The following is a 26,115-nucleotide window of genomic DNA, read 5'->3' on the forward strand; positions in this document are numbered from 1 at the left end:
ATATAGAGATAGTGTTATCGATTTAATATTCAAGGTTAAGTGCTAAATTGCAACATTTAATGTCCGAGAAATTAACCAACAGATCCGATCAGTAAAAAGTTAGACTTTGGTCTTATTGAGGGGCGTAGTTAAAGCGATTAGATTGATCTAAGTCAATGGCTATAAGCAAACTATTTGCAGATTCAGCTAAAAAACGGATATATCACAGCAAGCAAAGGAAACTACCACCATGGCCGAAGTCAATAGCTACCAAATGGCAATCGATTTACTGTGTTGTCATCTAGGATTAACCGTTGAAGAAGCAAAACAGCAATTGGGCATTACCACTCAGCCAACCATGCAAACACCAGTCAGTGATATCCAACAATCGTTACTCGGTCTATCACAAGATAAATAAGATTGAGAACCATCAAAAAATGAACGTTCTCAAAAAAAGCCGCCATTTAAACCCATGGCGGCTTTTTTATATTCAACAGAAAAACATCCCTCAACCGAAGTGTTAAGCTTTTGTTTGCCACTCATTACGTAGTGCTTTTGCTGCAAGCACCAAGTTGTTTAATGCCGCTTCCACCTCTGGCCAATTACGCGTTTTTAAGCCACAGTCCGGATTAACCCACAAACGTTCAACCGGAATTTTTTCCGCCGCCTTACGGAGTAAACCTTCTATCCATTGTTGTGAAGGAATATTAGGGGAATGAATATCATACACACCAGGGCCAATCGCATTCGGGTAATTAAATACCTCAAATGCTTTAAGCAATTCCATATTAGAACGTGAGGTTTCGATGGTAATTACATCGGCGTCTAACGCAGCGACAGAATCAATAATTTCGTTAAATTCGCTGTAGCACATATGAGTATGGATCTGTGTTTCTGGGCGCGCCACCGCCGCAGAGATCTTAAAAGCCTCCACAGCCCACTGTAAATACGCTTGATGATCGCGCTTTTTCAGCGGCAAACCTTCACGAATCGCTGGCTCATCAATCTGAATAATATTGATGCCCGCATCTTGCAGATCGGCAACTTCATCACGTAAAGCCAGTGCTAATTGCTGAGCAATGTGCTGACGAGAAATATCTTCTCGTGGGAATGTCCAACATAAAATGGTCACAGGCCCAGTTAACATCCCTTTCATTTGCTTGCTGGTTAATGACTGAGCATAAGTCGACCAACCTACTGTTATTGGCTGCTCTCTTTCAATATCGGCCACTACGATTGCCGGCTTAACGCAGCGCGAGCCATAACTCTGTACCCAACCAAATTGCGTGGTTTGAAAACCAGCGAGGTTTTCCGCAAAATATTCCACCATGTCATTACGTTCAGCTTCACCATGTACTAATACGTCTAAACCTAATGCTTCCTGACGCTGCACCGCATCGGCGATATGCCCTTTAAGCGCTTGCTCGTATTGATCTTGAGTTAATTTACCTTGTCGATAAGCACTGCGCTCAGCGCGGATATCGCCCGTTTGTGGGAAAGAACCAATCGTCGTCGTCGGTAATAATGGTAAACCTAATACTTCTTGCTGATGATAGGCTCGCTCACTGTATGGTGCACTGCGCTCTGCCAGTGCTTGGCTAATACTCTGTAAACGTGTTTGCACTTGAGGCTTATTAACATGCAGGGCACTTTTTCGCGCGACAATCGGTAAGCTGTAAGTATCGCAAGCTAAGATCGCCGCTTGATCGCCATCGAGCGCTTTCGCGAGTAAAGCCACTTCGGTAGTTTTTTGCTTGGCAAAAGCAAACCAGCTGCGCACCTCCGCTGATAGACTTGACTCTAAATCCAAATCCACCGGACTGTGTAATAAAGAGCAAGAACTGGCCAACCAGAGCCTGTCACCCAATTGTTCTTTTACGGGTTGTAATGACGTTAATAATGCGGCTAAATCTGCACGCCATACATTACGACCATTAATCACCCCTGCCGATAACACCCAATCTTGAGGTAACTTCTCAACCACGCTATTTAACTGTTGAGGCGCGGCTGAAAGATCGATGTGCAAACCATTGACCGGTAATTCAATAATTTTATCTAAGCTATCAACTACCGAATCAAAGTACGTGGTGAGTAACAGTTTCACCTCTCCTTGCAGAACTTGATAAGCTAATTTAAACGCATCTTGCCATTTTGGCTCTAACTCAAGGGCTAAAATCGGTTCATCAATTTGTACCCACGTCACGCCCTGTTTGGCTAATTTAGCCAAAATAGCTTGATACGCCGTTAATAGTCTTGGTAATAAGCTTAGACGATCAAATCCTTCTTCGACCTCTTTACCTAAATACAAGTAGCTTAATGGTCCTAGCAACACGGGTTTAACTTGATGACCAGCTTTAATCGCTTCATTGACTTCATCAAACAGCTGCGGCCAACTGACTTCAAAACTATCATCAGCACTAAACTCTGGCACAATATAGTGGTAATTGGTATTAAACCACTTGGTCATATCCGAGGCGGCGCTGCCACTGCAACCACAGCTATTTTGCGATTGACCACGACCGACACGAAATAAGGTATCCAGATCAGGCGAACCATCACGATGGCGCTTAGGCACATGACCAAGTAACAAGGTGGTCGTTAACACATGATCATACCAAGCAAAATCGCCAGCCGTGACAAAACTTAACCCGGCTTCTTTTTGCCATTGCCAGTTTTGTTGACGAATGTCACTACCAACTTGTTTTAATTGGTGTTGAGTAATGTCGCCGCGCCAGTATTGCTCTAAAGCGAATTTCAGTTGACGTTTTTCACCGATACGTGGGTAACCGAGGATATGTGTAGTCGTTGTCATGGTTGTTATCCTTTTATAATTTATTTTTGCAGACATCCATCGCACCAAAGATGTCTGGATGTCCAAACTATCTCGCTAATCCATGGCCGGTACAATCGCCAATTATTCAACTTGTTTATTAAATAAATTCATGTTGATGTTCGATAGCTTCACTTCTTTAAATGCCAAATAGCCATCTAGATGTTTACAGCTCCAAAAAAACAACGTAAGTTAAATAGCAATAGACCAGAATAAAGATAAAACGATGACGGTGACGCATGATAGAACTTAAACATTTAAAAACCTTAGTGTCGCTACGTGAGACAGGATCGCTAACCGCAACAGCGACGAGTCTCCACTTAACGCAATCGGCTCTATCGCATCAAATTAAAGATCTCGAAGCACGAATTGGTGGGCAACTTTTTTTGCGTAAAACGCGTCCTGTGCGCTTTACCTCTGAAGGAGATATTTTATTGAAAGTCGCCGATGAAATACTGCCGAGACTGGCGAAAGCCGAAAATGAACTGGCTAGTCTAAAAGAAGACGTTAATGGCCGATTACACATGGCGATTGAGTGTCATTCATGCTTTCAATGGTTGATGCCTGCGCTACGTGAATATCAAGTTGCTTGGCCGAGTGTTACTCTCGATTTTTCTTCTGGTTTTGGCTTTGAGCCCCTCCCTGCATTGCTGGCTGGAGAGCTTGATTTAGTGATCACATCAGATATTCTGCCTCGCTCTGAAGTGCATTATGAGCCGCTGTTTGATTTTGAAATGCGCTTGATCACGGCAACCACTCATCCATTAGCAGAGAAAACCTCGATTAGTGCACACGATTTAGCCGACCAAACCATGCTAAGCTATCCGGTACAAAAACAGCGCTTGGATGTCGTAAAGCACTTTTTACAACCGGCAGGTATTGAACCCGCAAAATGGAAACAAGCCGATAACACTCTGATGTTGGTGCAGATGGTCTCTGCAGGATTAGGAGTAGCAACATTGCCAAATTGGGCGATCAGTGAGTTTTCACGTCAAGGGTTGATCACCAGTAAGCCGCTAGGCGATGGCTTGTGGCGCAGGCTATTTGCGGCAACTCGTAATAGTGAAAAAAACAAACATTACTTACAAGCCTTCTTCGCTATTGCTCGCCAACAATGCAAAAGCCACCTCGATGGCATCAAGATGGCTTAAAAACTGATTAATTTGTAAAAACTAATAGGTTTGTAAAATTAGACCGCTTTAAACTGGTTGGTGAGAGGGTCGTACCTAAAACCTAAGTTTTGCAGCTTACCAACCACATGTTCTTCATTCATCTCATACATTGAGACCAATTCACCCAAGCTATCACATTCAAGCCGCAGCTTCTCATTTACAATACCGAGTAAAATGGCATCATCAAGACGGCTCACATTGCTTAAATCCATCATCATGCTCCTCTATCGCCATACGCCCTATTAATAAGCTTAGTCGTAATTAGTCGAATGGAAAGTGAGCCGTCTCTCGAAACACAGTCAATTACAGGTAAAGATGATGAAAACCCGTAGCCGCAGCCAAAATCAACGTTTGAGCAAGGATCAATTGTCCTTTGCTCACAGGCTTAACCAATAATAAATGCCAACACCAAACCACAATACCTATCACTAGTAATGAAAAACTTATCAATAAAGGTTGAGTCAATGCGGAGAGAGATTGCGCATCGAGTTGATAGGAATAAGGAACAATACAGAGTGTGGCGATCATCGCCGACAAAATTCCCATCACTGGCAATAGACGATGAAAGGCTTGTAAACGCGTACGAGCAATAGTTAATAACAGGTGCCCTAATAACGCGCCTAATAAAAATATCAGGCTGAGCAGAGACAAGCTTGCAGACCAATTAACCGTTTCAGTGATCAAAATCGCGACAAAGGCTAATGCTAAACCATCAGCCAGATACATCACCCACAACGGCCCTTCTTGACGTGTTTTTTTAGTTTGCACTTGCGAGTAAAAATAAAGCAAAGCAAATACGACTAAAAATGCCTCAACTTTTAATGACGCAACCGCAACCCATAAAATAGCCAGCACAGGCAGCACTTTATGTATTCGCCCCCGTTGCCCAGGACAAATATCGCCTTTGACCAACACGAGGGTCAACAACACTTGTGCGCCCAATAACATAGGAGCCATCACACTCAATAGGGAATAAAGCATAAATTCTTCGTTACATAATGAAAAACGGATGGGGATGATAACAAAAGCGTCACACCTCTGCCTACCTCGATTTTAATATTGACAGTCATATCATTCTTATTGATTCGATTCGTTATTCTCATCGAGAATCATAAATATCTAGCACCATCATGAACGACTTCTTGTTTATAGTACGAAAAAAATCAAGAGGTCACTATGAACACACGAATAATGGCTGGGTTAGTTTCCCTTTCTTTACTGGGTTGTGTCTCTCACCACCCTACTACACCTTTACAAGCCGATCAGCGATGGGTAACGGGTCAATTAGAGAATGGCTTAACCTATCATCTGTACCCTGATCATCATCAACCCGTTTCCATTCGTTTTTATGTCCATGCGGGGTCGCTACAAGAAAGTCCTGAACAATCCGGCTACGCGCATTTCGTCGAACATATGGCTTTTAATGGCAGTATCCATTACCAACATAATGATGTGATTAAGATGGTGCAGCAGACCGGAGCCAGTTTTGGGGCCGACCTGAATGCATTTACTAGCTACAAAGAAACCGTCTATAGCCTCGATTTGCCGGATAACCTAGCGATAGACAAAGCATTACTCTGGTTTAGAGATATTGCCGACGGTCTACATTTTACGCCGCAAGAAGTTGAAAAAGAAAAAGGCGTGATCATGGGTGAATTTCGTTATCGAATAACTGACGATAAACCATTTGAACAAAAATTTTATGAGCAATTAATCGCAAAAACGATTTATGCTCAACATGACGTATTAGGAACGCGAGATAGTGTTCAACAAGCGACTCCTGAACGCCTAAAAACCTTTTATCAAACGTGGTATCAACCTCAATTAACAGAAATTGTCATTACGGGTAATGTCACTCTTGAGCAAGGTGAAAAATGGATTCAAGAGTACTTTGCTGACTGGCAGGCTGGTGAAACACTTCGCCCAGTTCTTCCAAGTCAAACAAAATTGGATACACAAGATTTTATTGATTACGTCGCGACTGGTGAACACCCAAGTTTTTCTCTGTTAATCGATCGTGGAGAACATCGTATTACCAATCACGAACAGTTAATTAATCATCGTCTAGATAATATTGCTGAACAACTCATCTCTTATCGACTTGCTGCCGAGTTTAATCAAGCCGCACAAGTGCATACTCAATTACATACGATCAGTTATCGTATACTTGATCAACGCTATTCTCTGATCAGTGTGGCTTTTCCTTACCAACAAAGAGGCATTGTCACCGACCTTACCTTATCGACATTGTCGTCACTCCGTGATTTTGGCGTCAGCGAGCAAGAGCTACAGGCGGTACTTCATTCGTACCAAGATGACCTCCTGTATGCGACTCAAAACAAGCATAATCGGTTACCCCCTGAACATGCGAATAATCGAGTTTGGGCTATCTCTAACCAAGAGGTACTACAAAGTGACCTCGATTTTCAGTATGGTCTAAAACAGTTACTCAGCAAAGCTTCTGTTGAAGAGGTCAATCGTCACTTAAAACAGTTACTGCGTAGTGATGCCACCATCATTATTGGTGCTGATCGACAAGAAACTTTATCCAAACTCACCAATCAACGAGATCATATACAAAAAGCCAAGCAACGCCGTGGGATAAAAACTGAAATAGCCGACATTAATCCTGCATTGTATCAACCGATACAACAAGGAGAGATTATTAGCTCACAGTCTATCCACACCGACCCTGATATTGTTCATTGGCAATTAGAAAATGGTGTAGATGCTTATTTATTAAGAACATATAGTGGGAAAAAAAAGCTGCAGCTTTTTTACTCTAGCTTAGGTGGCTACGCTGCTTTACCCAATGACCTATTTTATGCAACCGATATTTCACCGACCGTTCTGATGCAATCGGGTTTGGGTGACATGAATGGAGCACAAACGGACAGCTACTTGAAACGCAAAAACATGTCGATGGCGACCTTTATTGATACCACCTCACACTGGTTAAGATTGGAAATGAATCAAAAGGATTTAGATGAAGGGTTCGCGATGATTCACCAGTTCTCTACACGGCCAAATCTTGATCTCATAAAACTGGATACGACCAATCAGCAACACAGAGCTAACTTAAGTCAATTTGTGGCGACGCCCCTTGGCCAACTCATTAAAACCGTTAGCCATGATTCTTATAATCCGAGCAGTGCCCATTGGTTTAGGGATACTCAAGATCAACCGATTCCGACGGCAGATCAAGTCATGCAAGTGCATCAACAACTCTTTCAGCAAGGTAACTTTACTTTGGTTATCGTTGGCGATGTGACACCCTCGACCATCACTCCCTTATTACGTCAATATATTGCTAATATTCCACTAGCGCCATCGCAACCACTTAGACTTACTGCGGACTATTCAACCTCCATCAGTTCACAATTAGAATTACCGATAAATACAGACAACCACACTCTGATTGTTCATCGTTATATTGCTGCTGATTCCTCAGTCAAAAGCGCAAAAACCGTGTTCCTAGAAGACATGCTCTATCGCTTAGCGACACAAAGATTATTAGCCAACATTAGAGAAAATAAAGGGTTGGATTATACCCCTGAGGTTATCCCACTCAATAAGGATAGTGAACCGAGTTCTGATTGGTCATTTATTACCACCATTGATTCGGCTTATGTTGAGCAAACACAACAAGCTGTTCAGGAAGTTATCGAGAGTTTAACGCAGTATATCAGCCAAGAAGAAGTACAAACTGTCGCGAAACAACTCATCGTAGATTTAAAACCATTACAAGATAGACCAGAACAAATGGCATCAATGCTTAGCCGTTACCTTATTCATGGTTATGGTATTGAAGCTCTAATGAATATCGAAGATACGGCGAATAGCATTCGTGCTGAAGAGATGCAGCATCGAGCAAAGCAAATGTTTGGTGATACAAGTATCAAGCAAATCAGCATAATGACACCTAAACAGAGCGGTTAATCTATTGCTCTAAGGAAAAGCTGCTCTAAACCGAGATACCCAAACGACGTACTAAAGCACTCAAGTCGATTATGGGTATTTTAGGGGAAAAAATGGGCCATAACGCCATAACTAATCACAAACACGGTTGTCTTTCTGCTAAATGCAGCAAGACATCCGCTTGTGTTAGTAAACCTTTATACTTCTCACCATCCACCAAAACCCAAGGAAAGGGGGTTTCATTACTGATTAATTCCGAGATTTTATCTTGTTTGGTATCCGCCTTGAGTTGGGTAAAATGGATTTGCATTAACTGATTAACAGGTCGTCGCCAAATCGCGGCTTCACGCATCGTTTCCAGCTCAGTCCCCATCGTTGGGGTTAAGTGCAAATTTAACGTCTCTCTTAGCACAATTCCAACACACACCCCTTTATTGATAACCGGTAGTGCGTCAGTTTGTGTCACTTTAAAATACTTGTCGACTAAAGAGAGGGGCTCACTCGGATCAAGATGCGGTTTACCTTTAAATAAATGGATTAAGCTGGTTTTCTTTTGTTGTTGATCAGGTTCAGTATCGATTGTAACTAAATTTCGACGATAATTTTTCGCTTGATGTAATAATGTAAAAGGCAATGGTTTAGAAAAGAAATAGCCTTGCATATAATCGACGCCCAATGACTTTAATACCATCACTTCTTGTTCAGTTTCGACCCCTTCTGCAATAACCTTAATCCCTAGACTATGACATAATCCAATGATCATATTTACTATTTTGAATTTATTACTACCAAGCTGAATATCAGTAACAAACTCACGATCGATTTTTAAATAATCAAAATGACAATCACTTAAATAAGTAAACGAAGAATATCCAGTACCAAAATCATCAATCGCAACGGTCACACCTTGTTCACGTAGTGATTTTAATGCGTTAGCTTGCTTTGACTGGCTATCGAAATAAGCACTTTCTGTTAATTCTATCGTAATTGATTGTGGGCTATCGGTGTGATTTTCTATCATTTCTAAGGTATTGGTTAATATTTGCACCGCATCCATTTTGCTATTAAAAGAGCGATTAATGGTTAATCCGATATGTTGCCCAAATAACATCTTAATCTTAGGTAAAGCTTGTAAAGAGAGAATACCGACCGTTCTATCTAACTCGCTGATCAAGTTAAGATCCTCAGCAATACTGATCATTTCTTGAGTCGTGAATGCATTATCCTTAGTCGGTTTAAAACGGCATAACGCTTCAAACTTCGCTATTTCCCAGGTTTTGGTATCGACAATCGGCTGATAATGTACCTCGAGATCTCTTTCAGAAATCGCTTTGCTCACTAAGTCCTCTAAGGATTTGCGACGCTTAACTTGTTGATGTATCTCACTGTGATAGAAACTAATCGTTTTCGATTCACCAGCATGTTGCTCAAGCATCGCCTGCATGGCATGAGTGACCATTCTCGATGACGTTTTGGCATCGAGCCCCATGATAGAGACACCAATTCGCCCGCGAATCACAGCATTGTGTATACTAGGTTCACGTTTTAATTCATACATAAAACGCCTTATAGCATCCTGAATATGCCTAAAATCGCTACTCTTTATACATGAAGAGCAAGATAAACAAACCGTGTAAATCCCTTTGCCTAAATAACCAACGACTTTAACTTCTTCACATTGGGTTAGAAAGCTCGATAATATCAACATTTCTGCATGATGTTGCTCGATTGAGAAACTGGGTTGAAAAGCTAAAACAATTAATGTTGTATCATCTTGATGATCTTGATAATAAAGTTCTAATAGTTCTTTAAATTTTTCTTCTATCGGTAATTGAGTCAGAAGGTCAATATGACCTAATGACTTTTCTGCCACACTCTCTAATTGATTTTCAAGATTAAGTGTCATTCCTAAAAAGAACACACGTCCATCTTGCAATTTTATTTTCTGAATCGTTAATTCTTGAGGGGCAACCTTACCTGATGCTCGACGATTTAAAATAGCACCACTCCAATAGCCATGATGATGAATATGTTGCCACATAGATTGGAAAAACTCGTTGGAGTGCTTATTCGCATTAAAAACACTTGCTTTTTTACCCAGTAATTCGTGTTGTTTAAAGCCTGAATGTTGTTCGAAGTAACGGTTACATGCCAATACCTGGGTTTGTTCATCGGTTAAAATCAAACCATGATGCGGATTATCAAAAACTCCTTCAAAAAGGTGAGCTAACTCTTTTAAGGAATCTAGTTGAATTAACGGTGTTATCGAACCTTTCAATGAGTCCGCTGATTCTCGTTCAATACAAAATTCGACATAAGTTAATGCCTGATTAGGGATCACTAAACTGCAACTAAAGTAATGAATGGCCCCCGTTTCTATCACAAACTTAAAACAACGCTTCATTTCTGCTGCTTTATTGGGTGTCATATAACGCAGAAAATCTTTAATGTGAGTAAAAGAATGTTGTGTATCGAGTAGATCATTGATAACTCGTTGATCACAAGAAAATTGATGAGTCTTGAGGTCGAGTGACCAGTTGATGGAGCGATACCCTGCTTCAGATAACCTTTGTTTCTGCGCCCGCTCCCGAGAATCCATTTCCATCACCATCGCTCCCACTCAAGATAATTACTGATTGTTCTGTAACACTCTACCCAATCAGTCAACTGAACGCAGTGAATACAAACACATAATTATATTATAGGGCAAGTCATAGGAAGACACTGTGAATAACAGATAACGGCTTGAATTTTACGCTCCATGATGGCAAATACAGAGAAAAAGATAAAGTTCAACATGCCCTAGATACTACTGATACAAGTCGTTATAATGCGCGGCTTATCTATTAGAGGTTAAAATATGCACAGCAAGATCACTCCTATCCATCACTACAAAAAATACTGGGCTGAATGTTTTGGAACGGCACCCTTTCTTCCTACCAGTAAGCAAGAGATGGATGCGCTAGGATGGGATAGCTGCGATATTATTATTGTCACTGGCGATGCGTATGTTGATCATCCCAGTTTTGGGATGGCGATCATTGGTCGCTTACTAGAAGCGCAAGGTTTTCGGGTCGGTATCATTGCACAGCCTGAATGGCATAATAAAGAGGCTTTTATGGCCCTCGGTAAGCCAAATCTCTTTTTTGGCATCACCGCAGGCAATATGGACTCGATGATTAACCGATACACCTCTGATAAAAAGCTGCGCCATGATGATGCCTATACGCCAAATAATGAAGGTGGTAAGCGTCCTGATCGCGCCACGTTAGTCTATTCTCAACGCTGCCGAGAAGCTTATAAAGATGTCCCATTAGTCTTAGGTGGTATTGAAGCGAGCTTACGCCGCGTTGCTCATTATGATTATTGGTCTGATAAAGTTCGTCGCTCGGTGCTGTTCGATTCCAAAGCAGATATTTTGTTGTTTGGTAACGCCGAGCGTGCTTTAGTCGAAGTCGCTCATCGTTTGGCTAATGGCGACGCTATCACTGAGATGACCAATATCCGCGGCACGGCGGTTATCCTTCCTGCAGCACCCGAACATTACACGATTATTGACTCTTCACGGATTGAAAAACCGGGTAAAGCGTTTGTACCGATAAACCCTTATGCAGTAGAAACCCAGTGTGAGACTAATCAGGAAAAAGAAGCCGAAGCCAAGCCAATCACCATTCGCCCTTCTCGTCACGATGCAGCGACGACAGCCGTACGTTTACCAGCCTTTGAAAAACTGAATAATGACCGGATATTATACGCCCATGCGAGCCGCGTATTGCATTTAGAAACCAATCCCTATTCGGGACGTGCATTAATTCAGCGTCATGGTGATCGTGAATTGTGGGTCAACCAAGCCCCAATCCCACTCACCACCGAAGAGATGGATTACGTATTTGGATTAAATTACGCCCGAGTGCCTCATCCTCAATACGGCCAAGCAAAGATCCCCGCTTACGACATGATCAAGACCTCAGTAAACATCATGCGTGGCTGTTTTGGGGGTTGTTCATTTTGCTCAATTACTGAACATGAAGGACGAATTATTCAAAACCGCTCAAAAGAGTCAATCCTCAATGAGATGGAAGAAATCCGCGATAAAGTGCCAGGATTTACTGGGACGATCTCCGACTTAGGAGGTCCAACCGCCAACATGTACCGTTTGGGCTGTAGCGATCCTAAAGCAGAAATGAACTGTCGTCGTCCGTCGTGTGTTTTTCCGGGTATTTGCCATAAACTCAATACTGATCATAAACATACCATTGATCTTTATCGTGAAGCGCGCAAGGTAAAGGGCATCAAAAAAGTGATGATTGCTTCTGGTGTACGCTATGATTTAGCAATTGAATCTCCAGAGTATGTCCGTGAACTGGTCACTCACCACGTTGGCGGTTATCTAAAAATTGCTCCTGAACATACCGAAAAGAACCCGCTCGATCTGATGATGAAACCGGGTATGGGCACCTATAACCGTTTTAAAGAGATGTTTGAGAAATACAGTGCGGAAGCGGGTAAAAAACAGTATTTAATCCCTTACTTTATTTCTGCTCATCCAGGTACCGAGGATGAGGACATGCTCAACCTTGCGTTGTGGTTAAAGTCTAATAACTATCAATGTGATCAGGTACAAAACTTCTACCCATCACCGATGTGTAACGCGACAGCAATGTATTACTCAGAAACCAACCCATTAAAACGAGTCAAATACAAAAAACGGGAAGAGGTTACTGTCGCTAAAGGTGAGCGCCAACGTCGATTGCATAAAGCATTACTACGTTACCATGATCCGCTTAACTGGCCTTTGATCCGTGAAGCTCTGATTAACATGGGCAAGAAACATTTAATCGGAGACAAAGCAACCTGTTTAGTACCCGCTGATGATGTTGACGCTCGCACTCCTGCGCAAAGACGTAAATCGGGACGCCACGGTGCCAATCGGTTTGCCACCAAGCATACCAATACCCAACCTGGATTTGATGCACTGCGCAGCAATACCAAACCTCATATGGCTAAAAAAACATCATCGCCTAAAGGGAAAAGCCACACCACTAAACCAACCGCTAAATCCGCTCGCCCTTAATCGCTTAGCTTATATTGGATATAAAAAACTCAGGCAAACCGCCTGAGTTTTTTTATTAAAGGAGAGAGAATTAAACAATAAACTTGTTCATCACTGCCTCTTGACGACGAACATCTTCAAGCTGCTCTTGCATCTGTTGGTTTGATTGGCTAGCGGTATCCGATACTTGTACCGATAAGTCTTTAATTTTCACCGTATTAGTATTAATCTCTTCAGCAACCAAGCTTTGCTCTTCAGCCGCCGACGCGATTTGCATATTCATATCACTAATTTGCTGAATCGCTTGACGAATACGCAATAAAGCATCGTTCGCTTCGCTCGCCTTGGCGACGGTCTCTGTTGCCGTATCTTTACTTTGTCTCATAGCCCCAGCGACTGAGCTTGATCCCACTTGCAGTTGTTCGATCATACTGCGAATCTCTGTGGTCGATTGTTGCGTTCTTTGGGCAAGTGTACGCACTTCATCGGCCACAACCGCAAAACCACGGCCAGATTCTCCGGCTCGCGCTGCTTCAATCGCGGCATTCAAAGCCAATAGGTTGGTTTGATCAGCAATATCATTAATGACTTTTAAAATGGTCTCGATGTTTGAGGTCGCACTTTCTAATTGCTTGACCTCTTCTACTGCTTGATCGATACGTAACGCTAAGGAATTAATCGCTTCCGTGGTGTGTGATACCACTTCAGAGCCTTGCTCCGTGGCGTTATCTGCGTCTTGCGCAGCTGAAGCTGCACCTTGCGCATTACCCGCCACATTCATTGCTGTCGCGGCCATTTCATTCATTGCCGTTGCCAACTGCTCCACCTCATGCATTTGACTTTGCATTGCTTCCGTTGAAGTAAGCAGTCCTTCAGCCGTAGACTCTGAGCTGTGCATGATGCGTTGACCAATCTGCTTCGATTCTTTAATCAACTGCTGCAGAGTTTCGGTAAAGCGATTAAAGCCGCTGGCTAATCGAGCAAACTCATAATCGGTATTGGTATCAAGCCGTTTGGTCAAGTCTCCCTGTCCAGAGGCAACATCTTGAATCGCATCATTGAGAGTATCTAATGGACGCATTAAAATACGGATCACGAAAGAAAGGATTAAGGTGCTGACAACTAAAGCGAGTAACGAGTAAATTAACGCACTACGCCGCAGATCATCAACCGCGGCAAAGGCAATACTTTCATCAAGTAAAACCCCAACTGACCAAGTTTCACCGGGAATTGGTACAAACCGTAATTGATAGTCTTGATTATTAATCCTCACTTCTTGTACATCACGACTGATACGTACATTCGGTAAGAAAGCCGACATCGGTTCACCATTAAAACGCGCTTCTGGGTGAGCAACGGTAGTACCATCATCAGAAACGATAAATAGATAACCCGCATCAAATAGAGAGACTTGGTTAACCAGTTCAGCAAGAGACACTAGACTAACATCAAAAAATATTGCCCCAGAAAATTGCCCACGGTAATTAACTGGTGTGGCAATCGAGATCAAGATCTCTCCCGTAGCTGAATCTGCATAGGGCGCGGTAATGGTTAATTGCCCTGCATTTTTGGCATCACGATACCAAGGCCGAACCCTTGGATCCCATGTTGCCCCCGGGTTCCAACTTGGGTCACTACCGACAAAAGAGCCATCTTTATCATAACCAAGCCCGACCAAAATAAAGCTTTTCGCTAAAGCCCTCTGGCGAAGCACATCGGCGACACTTCGAGGATCAATATCGACCTGAACCAGCTCTGTAACATACTGTGCTAACGCTTTACTACCACTGAGATCTTTACTCACCGTATTGCGTACCCCACTAACAATTTCATCGACGCTGCTATTCACTTGAGTTTCAATCTCAGAGCGCATAGTAAAATACTGTTGCGTCGACAAAAGTGTCAGCGTCAAAAGTAACATCACGGATGACGCTGCGACTACTTTATGACTGAATTTCATGGTTTATCCCTCAAAGCAAACTATTTTCATGCATGGTTGTGCATGCTCACGTCCTTAATTGTTAGGGTCAGACAAAGGGATGACAGCAACATAACGTTACTAGGATCGATTTACTCCAACTCACTAAGGTTTGCTAAGCCATTTACACCAAACCAACTCCATTTTTTTATGCACTAAGTATGAACCAAGATCTGCCATTGTGCTGAACAAAACATCGATTATTATCAAATTTATCAAGAATAAAAAACCGCAGTCAGAATACGACACTCCTGACTGCGGTTTGATCGAGAGAAATAAAGCGAGTTAAGCGTATTGCTCAGCAAATTCTTGCATAAAATCGACCAGAGCTTGCACCCCCTCTAACGGCATTGCGTTGTAAATCGATGCGCGCATTCCACCAGATACTCGATGGCCTTTTAGCGAAACTAAGCCTCGAGTTTCGGCCAACGATAAAAAGGTCTCATCTAACTCAGGTTTAGCTAATTGGAAAGGCACATTCATTAATGAACGATTATCTGGATGAATGGGGTTACGATAAAAATCTGACGAGTCAATGTAGTCGTACAATAACGCACCTTTGGCTCGATTAATCTTCTCTATCGCTTGAACACCACCTTGCTGTTTGAGCCATTGAAATACTAACCCTGACAGATACCATGCAAAGGTCGGTGGTGTGTTAAACATCGATTCTTGTTCGGCTAACAATTGATAGTTAAGAATACTCGGTAAAACCTCATTCGCTAAACCGAGTAAATCGTCACGTACAATCACAATACAGATCCCAGCAGGCCCAATGTTCTTCTGCGCGCCAGCATAAATCACCCCATAACGAGAGACATCGATCTCACGTGATAAAATCGTCGAGGACATATCGGCCACAATCGGTTTATCGGTGATCGGTAAATCATTAATTTCAATGCCATCAATCGTTTCATTAGGACAGAAATGCACGTAAGCCGAGTCTGGATCAATCGCCCATTCACTGGCTGGCCGTACTGCCGTTTTGCCTTGCTTATTGATTTTGGCGTCAAAGACATCGACACGACAATATTTTTGGGCTTCTTTGACCGCACTCGCTGCCCAGTATCCGGCGTCAATATAGGTAGCGGTATTCGCCTTACCCAATAAGTTTAGAGGGACCGCCGCGAATTGAGCTCGAGCACCGCCATGACAGAAAAGCACCTTGTAATTATCAGGAACGTTGAGCAAATCACGTAAATCTTGTTCAGCCTGCTGCGCCACTTGAATAAAGGGCTTACTACGGTGGCTAATTTCCATCACCGAGACGCCAAGACCATTCCAGTTCACTAACTCAGCTTGCGCTTTATCCATGACGGCTTTAGGTAAGGCGGCGGGACCCGCACTAAAATTATAAATAGTGTCCGTATTCGGCTCCATGTATTGCTTGCTCCTGCTATCGAAAATGGGGAAATGATGTCAAAAATGTAACTGTACTCACCATCTCTCTCTGAAAGAGTCCATGCTGAGTGTTTTCGGTATACCACTTTTTTATAAGAAGAAACAGCTTGAACTGACTGAAGATCAGCGGTTAATTATTTTTCCATCAACTTATCCGCATGACTTTCAGAACCGCCCCCTAAAGAGGCGGCTTAATTAAAAATCGAGACCCTCTTTATTAACGCATCAATAAGGGCATGATCAAACTGATCAAAGGTACTTGTTTACCATTATCAAATGAGACATTGCCTTGATTGATTTGCGCATGAATTCGATACCCTTGTTCATCTTGTGTAGCCATCTCCATCATCACCAGTTCATCCATTCCTTGCTGAATAAAAGGATAATCTTGGGCAAATTGTTGAGAGACAAAATTATCAAGATGACCGGTTAAAGCTGGTAAAATCACGCTGGGGTCTTGCAAAATATTATTTGTACCTTCAGGAATCGTCAGCATCCAATTGGCCGAAAAATCACCGTCACCCACTTTAACAGCGAGTTGATTTAGACTCAGACTAAAACCTTGAGAAAATAGTGTTTCGATCAATGGTAGTGCTTGATTTAAAGCCTGTGCAGGCATGGTTGAGTAGGTTTGATATAACGCGGATAATTGCTCAAAAGCTTGGCTATCAACATCCGCTAACGTGAAGTCAAATGTAGCATCATGCACTTCACCTTCATCGCTAACCACTTGATCAACCGTCAATTTATGTTGGCTAGTAAAACGTTTTTTATGGGCATCCATCGATGAAGTGAATTCATAACTGCCCTGACGAACAAGCAAAAGGGATTGATGGTCACTGTCGTTAATCTCAAGTTCACCAATCGACAACGCTTGCTTACCCAGCCAAAAGCCATTTTCTTGTTTGCCATGACCTTTGGCTTCAAGTTTAGACAATTGCATTTTTTGACCATCGATAAAATCAACCATTACCGAAGGCAAAGTTAGATCATAAGTCACTTCCCCTAAGGTAGTGACTGTGCCAGTAAGCTGAGCCGGCGTTAACGATATCCCTAAGGCTTCATTGTCCAACGGTTGGTAATGCCAGCTATCTAGCTGAATATGATAATCCGTATTGCCATTTAATTGGGTAACGGTCGTCATGGTTAATGGTAATTCGGGGTATTCTGGCAGCCTTGATTGCGCCGACAGGCTGAATAATTGATGTTGAATATCGCTGTCCACTATCCACTGTGTTGGTAAACCTTCGCTGATCAACTGTTGCCGAACTCGCTCATCGATCACCGTAAATCGAGCTGATACGTGAGAAGAAAGATAGCCACGGTCATAATGAATTAGCTCTGCGCTTATTTGTTCATTCGTTAAATTTTCTAAACCGTGAGTAATCGCTTTCTGACCTATTTGCCCAACCGCTAAAGGCCAACACAAGACTAAAACTACCGCACCACCGATAGCCCCTATTCGTTTGATATTTTGCATAAATGACTCGATTGCTTATTATTTCAAGCAGTGTAACGCAGATGATTGATCGAGCTCAAGTGGCGCCTCATTACCATCAGCGAACCCAAATACTGACGAGGTTAAGATTCTTAAACTCAGCTCTCAAATCTTTTTCGCAAAGCTTGTTACAGTAGCCTAGCTAAAAAGTAATGATAGGGACCGCTGTGAACCGATATGCTCTGCTGTGCTTAGATAATAATCCCATTAGTATTGAACAATGGCGTCATGAATTAAGTATTTTTTCCGCCAAGTTTGATCTCTATACCGCTGATTCTATTGTAGAGGCTCAGCAGGCACTCGAGTTCATCCAAGAAAACCAACAAACTGCCGCGTTAGTGATTGCCAGTCATCATGAAGGCTTTAATGGCGCCGAATTTTTAGTTCAATTAGATAAAAGCCCTGAGACGAAACACGCTCGCAAAATATTGATCAGCAGCGGTCAAGATATTCAAGCCATTTTAAACGCGGTCAATGAAGGACGTTTAGATTATTGTTTAACCAAACCGTTACAAGATAACGTGTTATGTAAGACGGTTCTTCAAGAGTTAACCACGTATGTTCTTGATAATGATAAAGACAATATTCTTACTTACAGCACCTTATTAGATCAAACCCGAATTTTACGCGCACATATTGATCAGAAAATGCGTGTCTATCGTGAAGGTTTTATCAGCGATTATCACCGCATGTCCGATCAACAACTCGCCGAGCAAGTTATTGGTGCCTTGTATGAGTTTTTTGACGGCAATGATGAAACGCGAGCCTGTCGAACTTACTCTGCGGAGCACTTACTCACCGTTGAAGGTGAAGACAATCATTTCTTATGGTTTATTACCTCAGGTGAAGTGGCGCTGTATAAACGAGATGAGCTCGGCCAACAAAGAGAAGTCGTGCGCCACAATAAGGGCAATATCGTCGGAGGGATGTCTTTTGTAACCGGAGAGCCCTCTTTCTCGACCGCGTTAACGTTAACTCGTACTGATGTCATTAAATTAGATCGCGATATCTTTGCTAAAGTGATGCATAGCGATACCAGTTTACTGCCCCTATTTACTAACTTATTACTGCGTCATTTTAATCGACGGCTACAGCGCAGCATTAATACCAAATTACAATTACAAAAAACGCTCGACTCGCTTGAGTCAGCGCATAAGCAACTGATGGAAAGTGAAAAAATGGCCATGCTGGGTCAGTTGGTTGCCGGCGTCGCTCATGAATTAAACAATCCTGTTGCGGCGATTCTACGTGGCAGTGATACTCTACGAACTCATATTGCTCACCTCGTCGGTCATGCTCCACCCCACTCTTTGGAACATACTGGCGCACAACTACTGGCCCAAGCCTTACAATCTAAACCTATGTCCACGGCCGAAGAGCGGGCAAAAGCCAAGCAAATCGCCGAACAAATTCATCATCCGCTATTAGCAAAAAAAATCGTCAAACTCGGCCTAGAGAACGACCAACATCTACTCAATTTAGCTCAGTCTCAACCACAACAAGCATTGCTCGACATTGAACAATTAGAAGTGTATTTCTTAGCAGGGAGTAATCTTCGTTCGATTCAGGTTTGTGCGCAGCGAATTGCCGATATGGTCAAAAGTCTCAAAGGGTATGCGCGCGCAGATGACGAAACGTTTCATACCGTCGATATCCATGAAGGACTAGAGGATACTTTAGTTATTTTTGAAAATCGCCTCAAAAGACATCGGGTTGAAAAGCATTATGCCAAACTCCCCGCTATCTCTTGTCTCCCTATTGCCCTGCAACAAGTTTGGACTAACCTTATCTCAAATGCGGTTGAAGCGTTTCCAGAGCATGGCGTATTAATCATTACCAGTGAGCTACGCCAACAAGGTAATCACGCTTATGCGGTGATCAGTTTTACCGATAATGGTTGTGGTATTCCTAAAGAGCGACAAGACGAGATTTTTACGCTTAATTATACCACCAAACGAGAAGGCGATTTTGGGTTAGGGATTGGTTTATCTGTTTGCCAACAAATTGTTCGTCAACACCAAGGATGGATCAACGTAGACAGTGAAGTTGGTCAATACACTACGATGCAGGTTTGGTTACCCGTCAACCGAGAACCTATTTAGGGAGAAATAAATGCAAAAACTGATGATTTTATGTGTCGATGATGAACGTGAAGTACTGAATAGCGTTATGCAAGATCTGAGCGTCTTAGAAGAACATTTTATTCTTGAAGCCGCGGAGTCTGTCGCAGAAGCCAAAGAAGTCATTACCGATTACCAGCAGCAAGCAATCCCGCTGGCACTTATTTTGTGTGACCACATTATGCCTCAAGAAACCGGCATTCATTTTCTTATCGAACTTAACCAATCTGAAGCGACTCAGCCAACACGTAAGGTATTGTTAACCGGGCAAGCTGGATTAGACGATACCGTCGAAGCAATTAATCACTCGAGCTTGCATTTCTTTATCACGAAACCTTGGCAAGCCGAGCAATTACGTCATACCGTGAAAGAGCAGTTAACTCATTACGTGATCGAAAACGAGCCCGATTTAATGGCTTGGATGCCAATTCTTGATACTGAGTTAATTCTAAACGCACTGGCTGCAAACCGCTCCAGTTATGGTGAATGATCTTTAAACGTGAACAATATCGAGCTTAACAGATAAAAAGATGGTCGCATTCTAAACAATATCATATTGATTTAGCTATTTTTTTATCAAGGTAACCCAATCTTGACATTTTTTGGTAGAGTTCGTCTCTATCAATCAATTATGATGTTATCACACTCGAAATAGTAATTGATTTAGTGTGTACCCAAGCCGCCCGTTCTATAAGCCGTATGCATTGGATTTGAAATCAGTTGCAACGTTTTCAATACTGCATCTTAATGTCGCTTGGGTATACTATGGAATTAATCATAAACAGATAGGTTTATTGTGACTATGCGCAAAACAATCATGGCAACCGCTTTACTTCTAACTTCGGCACACGCTTTGGCTCAAACGGATCCAAACAGTCCAACTGTGATGAGTAATTTTAACTACGAATATATCGAAGCTCGTTTCGGCGCTAGCCCTGCTACCTTCGGTGCAGCAATCAGTAAATCGATTCATCCTAATGCTCATATGATTGCCCGTATCGATTCTGAGTTTGAAAGTGATTACGATCTCGCCGCAGGTTTTGGCTTTCACGCACCGATTAATAATTGGGCAGATTTAACGGGAGAAATGTTATTCCGTTTACAAGATAAGAAAAGCTACGGCAGTGCAGATTCGGGAATGGAACTGAATTTAGGTGTTCGTCAGTGGTTAGGGCCACAACTTGAAGTCGGTGGAAAAGCAGGTTATGTCTCTATTGATGATCGCGACGATTGGATAGGTTCTGTTTACGCTCGTTTCCACTCAACGGAATTATTCTCACTCGGCGCAGAAGCCCGCTTCAATGATGCGTATGGTGACCAACTGATGCTTACGGCTCGATTTAAATACTAATTTTATACCCTTCTTACTTGAAGAAGCAGCGGTGTTGGCTGCAACTTCAAGTAGTTTGGATATACCACTCAGTTTAAGTACTCTGTGCGTTTCATAAAACAAGCCGACGTCTCTGACCTCGGCTTGTTTATTATTGCTCAACGAGCTTGGCAATATGCTAATAACTGACGTTTTTGTGGCTCTTGGAGTAGCTTCCAATGCACACCTTCAATCGCTCCAGCAAACTTCCACAGCAGCTTAACATCAACATCACTGCCATAAATTTTGCGAACCTTACTAAATACAGCAGGAGCGCCAAGTTTTACAAAAGTTTCCACATCGCTGACGCCAGCTTTTTTTACCATTCGCTCAAGAGTCAATTGCATATTAGGCAAGTCTCTTAACCGACGGCTCGCCTGCGATTTTTGAAAACTACGTTGCGAAATAGAATAAAAGATAGAACGTTGAATAATATCGTCTAATTGTGGATAACCTTGCTCGAAAAGTTGCGTAATATCATAGTAATTAACCGTTGCTGTGGTCTGCTTTTTCACATGACGGAATTTTTCACAGCCTAACTGGATTAATAATTCATCGAGTTCTTCACTACCACGAAGGAAAATCGCCCCCTCAGTTAACAATGCGTACATGGCTTCTTGTTGAAATAAGCCAATACCACCGAACATTGAGCGTTTTTGGTAGTCCCCAAACTTAATTACATAATCAAAAAATGTTGTCTCACTCATCTTGATAGATCCTTTAATCGTCGTCCCCGAGTCACAAAGATCACCAGATAGCAGCAAGTTATAGCGAATAAATTAGGTATACATCGCAAGCTTATTTTGACTACGTGCCTGCGTATTGATTTATGTACATGATAGTTAATTCCATAAAATAAGTCTGGACTTAACTCACATCCATCACTTGAAAAGCGTGTTAAAAAGCTACTGACTTCACAAAAACTTAATGTTGCATATCAGTCGTTATTCATTTAATGCTTTATATTACACGATAAAACCATTAAGACCTGTTTAATGGTTGCATCTCTTTATTAGCAATCGGTAAAATGGGGCGTCTTCCCGCTTTTGACCGGATACGATGAACCATTTATCTTTTTACTGGCTTCCCGAAAATAAACACCTCCTTATCCAAGGATTGGAAAGTGAGTTTGCTCAACTGGTTAAATTTTCAATCAGTACAGGCAAGATTGCGCTTCCCCCTATCCCGGATGTGGTGTTGAAAATTCAACAATTATGCAGTATTGAATCCACCACGATCGCTGATGTGGCCGCCTGTCTAACCGACGATCCAAGTCTCGCAGCGGTGGTTATTCGAGTCGCAAACTCGGTGGTTTTTAATCGCCGAAATATTACCTGTCTGGACTTAAGCACCGCGGTTTCCCGCTTAGGAATTATACGCGTACGTGATATTGTCACCGCTCAAGCTATTGAGCAACTCAAGCATTCGATTAATCTAAGTACCGCGTGCAATAAAGTCCTGACCAATAGTGCAGCCATATCACGTGAATTTGGTGCCAGTATGGTTCTAGTTACTCAATGGTTTAAGCGTTTAGAACCGCAACACTATCAACATTTAGAACAAGAGAAAGCTTTGTTGGTTGGTCTATTGGCCGATATCGGTCTGTTTTGCTTAGTGAATGAGTACCATCTTTACTTGGAAAATGGACACTACCTTGATCAAGACATTGCACTGCAGATTTTCCAATCGAACTGTTCGGCAACCAGTCAGCTAGTTTTAAAACATTGGGGATTTGATAACGATTTTCTCGAAGTGGCGAGTAACCAACCATTCATTGAGCATCGCCAAGAAGTCAGTTATCTTGATATCGCTCGCATCGCAAATCATCTGTTATTATTTCGTAAACAAGATGACGCTTTAGACGAGCATGAAGTGGAAATTAACACCACGGGCGCGGAAGTGCTTTACCATTTAAGTAACATGACGGACGTTGAATTTCGTTCTCAGTTACATGGCGTGATTAACGCCAGTGGTTTTTGACCCCCTTCCCCAATCATCGTCAATACGAGCTGGGGTTACCTATTGAGGAATCTATGTTTTTAGGGATGCTATTTATTTTTGCCCCACTCGTTATCGGGTATCTTTTTTCTATTTCTCAGCCAGCAAAATTAACCTTACTCAACAAAGCAACGGTTTCTCTGGTTTATGTCATCCTTTTCCTGATGGGGCTTAGCCTTGCTGCATTAGATAATTTAAGCGCTAATCTACAAGCAATTTTGCGTATTGCAGGCGTGTTTTTTCTTGCGATGGGGTGCTGTAACTTGTTAGCTCTTCCCTGGATTGATAAATGGTTTCCCATTGATAGCCAAGCGACACAAACCAAATTACCCTTATCAAGCATGGCGTTAGAATCAATTAAGCTGATTTTTGTCGTGGGCGCAGGTCTGCTGCTTGGCTTGGTTCTTGGTTTTGATTTATCTTGGGTAGAAAGTGCCAGTGAATGGATTTTATTTATTTTACTGTTTTTTATTGGCGTTCAATTAAGAAACAGTGGCTTAACATTAAAACAGATCTTATTGAATAAACATGGCATGATCATCGCCTCAGTCGTCATTATTACCTGCTGGATAGGTGGGATCCTAGCGGCTTTCATTCTCGATATCCCAATCTATCGAGCATTAGCTATGGCCTCTGGGTTTGGCTGGTACTCATTGTCTGGAATTCTGATGGGCGATGCTTTTGGCCCAGTCTATGGTGGCGCTTCTTTTTTGATTGAGCTGATGCGTGAGTTAGTGGCACTGGCCTTAATACCGATGTTTATTGGTCGCAAGCCCTGCACTTCTATTGGCTACGCCGGAGCAACCGCCATGGATTTCACCCTGCCAGTGATCCAGACGACAGGGGGAGTACCCTGTGTTCCCATTGCGATTGTCAGTGGCTTTATCTTGAGTCTGTTAGTACCGTTTTTAATGTTGTTATTTGTCTCTCTTGCAGGTTAACGCTCAAGAAACCGTTATAGCGCACTTTACAATGCATCAACATTTCATCAATATGCGTAACCCAATTAAGTGACTGAGTAAAGCGCGCCAATCGAACAAAGAACGAACCGCCAAGGCTATATAAATTACTGCAGGACAAGTTTTTTGTTTTGGTTTAGATTGCCTAGCTGACATTAACCAGTCTCAACAATAACGATATAACTATGGTATCAGAACATAAAATAGCGGATGCAAGCTTTGAGAGCCTTTTACGTATATTCACCGTACCAGAAGGACCAGATTCAACCCTGACTCGTATTGAAGAAGAATTGTCACGTAATTTAAACCAATTCTTACGTGAGCATATTGTGGCAGAAGAAAAGCCGCTTAAAGAGATAGAAAAAGACTTTTCTAATCCGCACATTCCTGAAGCGCCAGAGTTTGTCTCAGAGCATACTCAACATTTAATGGATACGTTAGTGGCTCAATCGGTGCATACGGCATCGCCCAGTTTCATTGGCCATATGACTTCAGCATTGCCTTATTTTTTAATGCCGCTGTCAAAAATCATGATTGCTTTGAATCAAAACTTAGTAAAAATTGAAACCTCGAAAGCGTTTACGCCACTTGAACGTCAAGTATTAGGCATGTTGCACCGTCTTATCTATGCTCAACAAGACGAGTTTTACCAACAATGGATGCACAGTGCCGCCCATTCTCTTGGCGCATTTTGTTCAGGGGGCACCATTGCTAACATTACCGCGCTCTGGGTCGCACGTAATAATGCACTGCAAGCGAGAGAGGGTTTTGGTGGCGTAGAAAAAGAAGGCTTATTCAAAGCCATGCTCCACTATGGTTATCAAGGATTAGCGATTTTAGTCTCTGAGCGCGGCCACTATTCACTAAAAAAAGCTGCTGATATTTTGGGCATTGGCCAACAAGGCTTAGTCACTGTTCGTACTGATAATAATAATCGTCTTTGTCCCGATGATCTGCAGTTGAAGATTAACCAACTCAAATCACAAAATATTCATCCCTTTGCCGTTGTCGGTGTTGCAGGTACAACTGAAACGGGAAATGTCGACCCACTAAGAGCCATCGGTGAAATTTGCCAAAAAGAGCAATGTCATTTTCATGTCGATGCCGCTTGGGGTGGTGCCACCTTAATGTCGAGTACCTATCGCCACTTGTTGGATGGTATTGAACTGGCCGATTCTGTAACCATTGATGCCCATAAGCAAATGTATATCCCAATGGGTGCCGGAATGGTGTTATTTAAAGACCCTCATGCAATGAATGCGATAGAACATCATGCGCAATATATTTTACGCAAAGGTTCTAAAGATTTAGGCAGTCATACCTTAGAAGGATCTCGTTCTGGGATGGCGATGCTTGTCTATGCGAGCATGCATATTATTAGTCGTGCAGGTTATCAACTATTAATTGATCAAAGTATTGAGAAAGCGCGTTATTTTGCTGATCTGATTCAATCACAAACAGATTTTGAACTCGTTTCAGAACCTGAGCTTTGCCTGCTCACTTATCGTTATGCTCCTGATAACGCGATAAAAGCACTGACAATCGCTGATGAAAAAGAGAGAATCGCACTGAATCATTTGCTGAATGAATTAACTAAATACATTCAGAAGAAACAGCGTGAAACAGGTAAATCGTTTGTTTCTCGCACACAACTCAATCCGGCACGTTGGCAAGGTTTAGATACCTTAGTCTTTCGTGTCGTATTGGCGAACCCGCTCACGACTAGGTCAATTTTACACTCGGTCTTGCAAGAGCAAAGGGACATAGCCCAAACAGCCACTCAATTACTTGCCCAGATCCATCAATTGAGCCAAAGCCTTATTAACTCACAGGCTTAAGT

Annotated in this window: 18 protein-coding genes; 10 read left to right on the forward strand and 8 right to left on the reverse strand. The window is 42.3% G+C overall.

The window, feature by feature from the left end; translation table 11 throughout:
- Positions 1–229: 229 nt before the first annotated feature.
- A complete protein-coding gene (locus CAG60_RS16555) occupies positions 230–397 on the forward strand; it encodes a hypothetical protein (RefSeq protein ID WP_004395053.1) in 168 nt (55 codons plus the stop codon).
- A gap of 102 nt (positions 398–499) precedes the next feature.
- On the opposite strand, the gene metE is transcribed toward CAG60_RS16555, so the two are convergent.
- Positions 500–2,791, reverse strand: a complete 2,292-nt coding sequence (gene metE / locus CAG60_RS14835; protein ID WP_161439284.1) for a 5-methyltetrahydropteroyltriglutamate--homocysteine S-methyltransferase — start codon at positions 2,789–2,791, stop codon at positions 500–502.
- Between the two features lie 257 nt (positions 2,792–3,048).
- Between metE and metR the strand changes: the two genes are divergently transcribed.
- Positions 3,049–3,960 carry an HTH-type transcriptional regulator MetR gene (gene metR / locus CAG60_RS14840; protein WP_158143770.1) on the forward strand — a complete coding sequence of 304 codons (912 nt, stop codon included), beginning with the start codon at positions 3,049–3,051 and terminating at the stop codon, positions 3,958–3,960.
- 38 nt (positions 3,961–3,998) lie between these two features.
- Here metR and CAG60_RS14845 read toward each other — a convergent pair whose 3' ends face one another.
- Together CAG60_RS14845 and CAG60_RS14850 are read right to left on the reverse strand one after the other, a co-directional pair.
- Positions 3,999–4,193 carry a DUF4250 domain-containing protein gene (locus CAG60_RS14845; protein ID WP_040904231.1) on the reverse strand — a complete coding sequence of 65 codons (195 nt, stop codon included), beginning with the start codon at positions 4,191–4,193 and terminating at the stop codon, positions 3,999–4,001.
- Positions 4,194–4,284: 91 nt separating this feature from the next.
- A complete protein-coding gene (locus CAG60_RS14850) occupies positions 4,285–4,962 on the reverse strand; it encodes a hypothetical protein (protein ID WP_161439285.1) in 678 nt (225 codons plus the stop codon).
- A 195-nt stretch (positions 4,963–5,157) separates the two neighbouring features.
- On the opposite strand from CAG60_RS14850, the gene CAG60_RS14855 reads away from it, so the two are divergent.
- Positions 5,158–7,920, forward strand: a complete 2,763-nt coding sequence (locus CAG60_RS14855) for a M16 family metallopeptidase (RefSeq protein WP_161439286.1) — start codon at positions 5,158–5,160, stop codon at positions 7,918–7,920.
- A 115-nt stretch (positions 7,921–8,035) separates the two neighbouring features.
- Here the strand turns inward: CAG60_RS14855 and CAG60_RS14860 are convergent, their stop codons facing one another.
- Positions 8,036–10,504, reverse strand: coding sequence for a sensor domain-containing phosphodiesterase (locus tag CAG60_RS14860; protein WP_237667796.1), 2,469 nt, complete (start codon positions 10,502–10,504; stop codon positions 8,036–8,038).
- Between the two features lie 255 nt (positions 10,505–10,759).
- Between CAG60_RS14860 and CAG60_RS14865 the strand changes: the two genes are divergently transcribed.
- Positions 10,760–12,973, forward strand: a complete 2,214-nt coding sequence (locus CAG60_RS14865; RefSeq protein ID WP_161439288.1) for a YgiQ family radical SAM protein — start codon at positions 10,760–10,762, stop codon at positions 12,971–12,973.
- A gap of 70 nt (positions 12,974–13,043) precedes the next feature.
- Here CAG60_RS14865 and CAG60_RS14870 read toward each other — a convergent pair whose 3' ends face one another.
- From CAG60_RS14870 to CAG60_RS14880, 3 genes are all read right to left on the reverse strand, one after another.
- Positions 13,044–14,912 (reverse strand): methyl-accepting chemotaxis protein, encoded by a 1,869-nt coding sequence (locus tag CAG60_RS14870; protein ID WP_161439289.1) that lies wholly within the window; start codon positions 14,910–14,912, stop codon positions 13,044–13,046.
- 303 nt (positions 14,913–15,215) lie between these two features.
- Positions 15,216–16,310 (reverse strand): 3-phosphoserine/phosphohydroxythreonine transaminase, encoded by a 1,095-nt coding sequence (serC, locus tag CAG60_RS14875; RefSeq protein WP_161439290.1) that lies wholly within the window; start codon positions 16,308–16,310, stop codon positions 15,216–15,218.
- A 238-nt stretch (positions 16,311–16,548) separates the two neighbouring features.
- Complete coding sequence (locus CAG60_RS14880; protein WP_161439291.1) at positions 16,549–17,811, reverse strand: DUF945 family protein; 1,263 nt, start codon at positions 17,809–17,811, stop codon at positions 16,549–16,551.
- Between the two features lie 185 nt (positions 17,812–17,996).
- Here CAG60_RS14880 and CAG60_RS14885 point away from each other — a divergent pair, with 185 nt between their 5' ends.
- The 3 genes from CAG60_RS14885 to CAG60_RS14895 all read left to right on the forward strand — a co-directional run bounded on the left by CAG60_RS14885 (position 17,997) and on the right by CAG60_RS14895 (position 21,300).
- Entirely contained in the window at positions 17,997–19,931 is a 1,935-nt protein-coding gene (locus CAG60_RS14885) for an ATP-binding protein (RefSeq protein WP_161439292.1), read from the forward strand.
- A 10-nt stretch (positions 19,932–19,941) separates the two neighbouring features.
- Positions 19,942–20,439 (forward strand): response regulator, encoded by a 498-nt coding sequence (locus tag CAG60_RS14890; protein WP_161439293.1) that lies wholly within the window; start codon positions 19,942–19,944, stop codon positions 20,437–20,439.
- Between the two features lie 312 nt (positions 20,440–20,751).
- Complete coding sequence (locus tag CAG60_RS14895) at positions 20,752–21,300, forward strand: hypothetical protein (protein WP_158138576.1); 549 nt, start codon at positions 20,752–20,754, stop codon at positions 21,298–21,300.
- A 137-nt stretch (positions 21,301–21,437) separates the two neighbouring features.
- Here CAG60_RS14895 and CAG60_RS14900 read toward each other — a convergent pair whose 3' ends face one another.
- On the reverse strand, positions 21,438–22,025 hold the full coding sequence (locus CAG60_RS14900) for a TfoX/Sxy family DNA transformation protein (RefSeq protein WP_161439294.1): 588 nt from the start codon (positions 22,023–22,025) through the stop codon (positions 21,438–21,440).
- 352 nt (positions 22,026–22,377) lie between these two features.
- Here CAG60_RS14900 and CAG60_RS14905 point away from each other — a divergent pair, with 352 nt between their 5' ends.
- From CAG60_RS14905 to panP, 3 genes are all read left to right on the forward strand, one after another.
- Positions 22,378–23,298: an HDOD domain-containing protein gene (locus tag CAG60_RS14905; RefSeq protein WP_154167864.1), complete on the forward strand. Its 921-nt coding sequence runs from the start codon at positions 22,378–22,380 to the stop codon at positions 23,296–23,298.
- A gap of 53 nt (positions 23,299–23,351) precedes the next feature.
- The gene (locus tag CAG60_RS14910; protein ID WP_161439295.1) at positions 23,352–24,257 is read left to right on the forward strand and encodes a lysine exporter LysO family protein; all 906 of its coding nucleotides are present in this window, start codon (positions 23,352–23,354) and stop codon (positions 24,255–24,257) included.
- 203 nt (positions 24,258–24,460) lie between these two features.
- Entirely contained in the window at positions 24,461–26,113 is a 1,653-nt protein-coding gene (gene panP, locus CAG60_RS14915; RefSeq protein ID WP_161439296.1) for a pyridoxal-dependent aspartate 1-decarboxylase PanP, read from the forward strand.
- Positions 26,114–26,115 lie beyond the last annotated feature (2 nt).

Origin of the sequence: Vibrio sp. V33_P6A3T137 (assembly GCF_009904835.1) — a bacterium.
Lineage (GTDB): Bacteria > Pseudomonadota > Gammaproteobacteria > Enterobacterales > Vibrionaceae > Vibrio > Vibrio metschnikovii.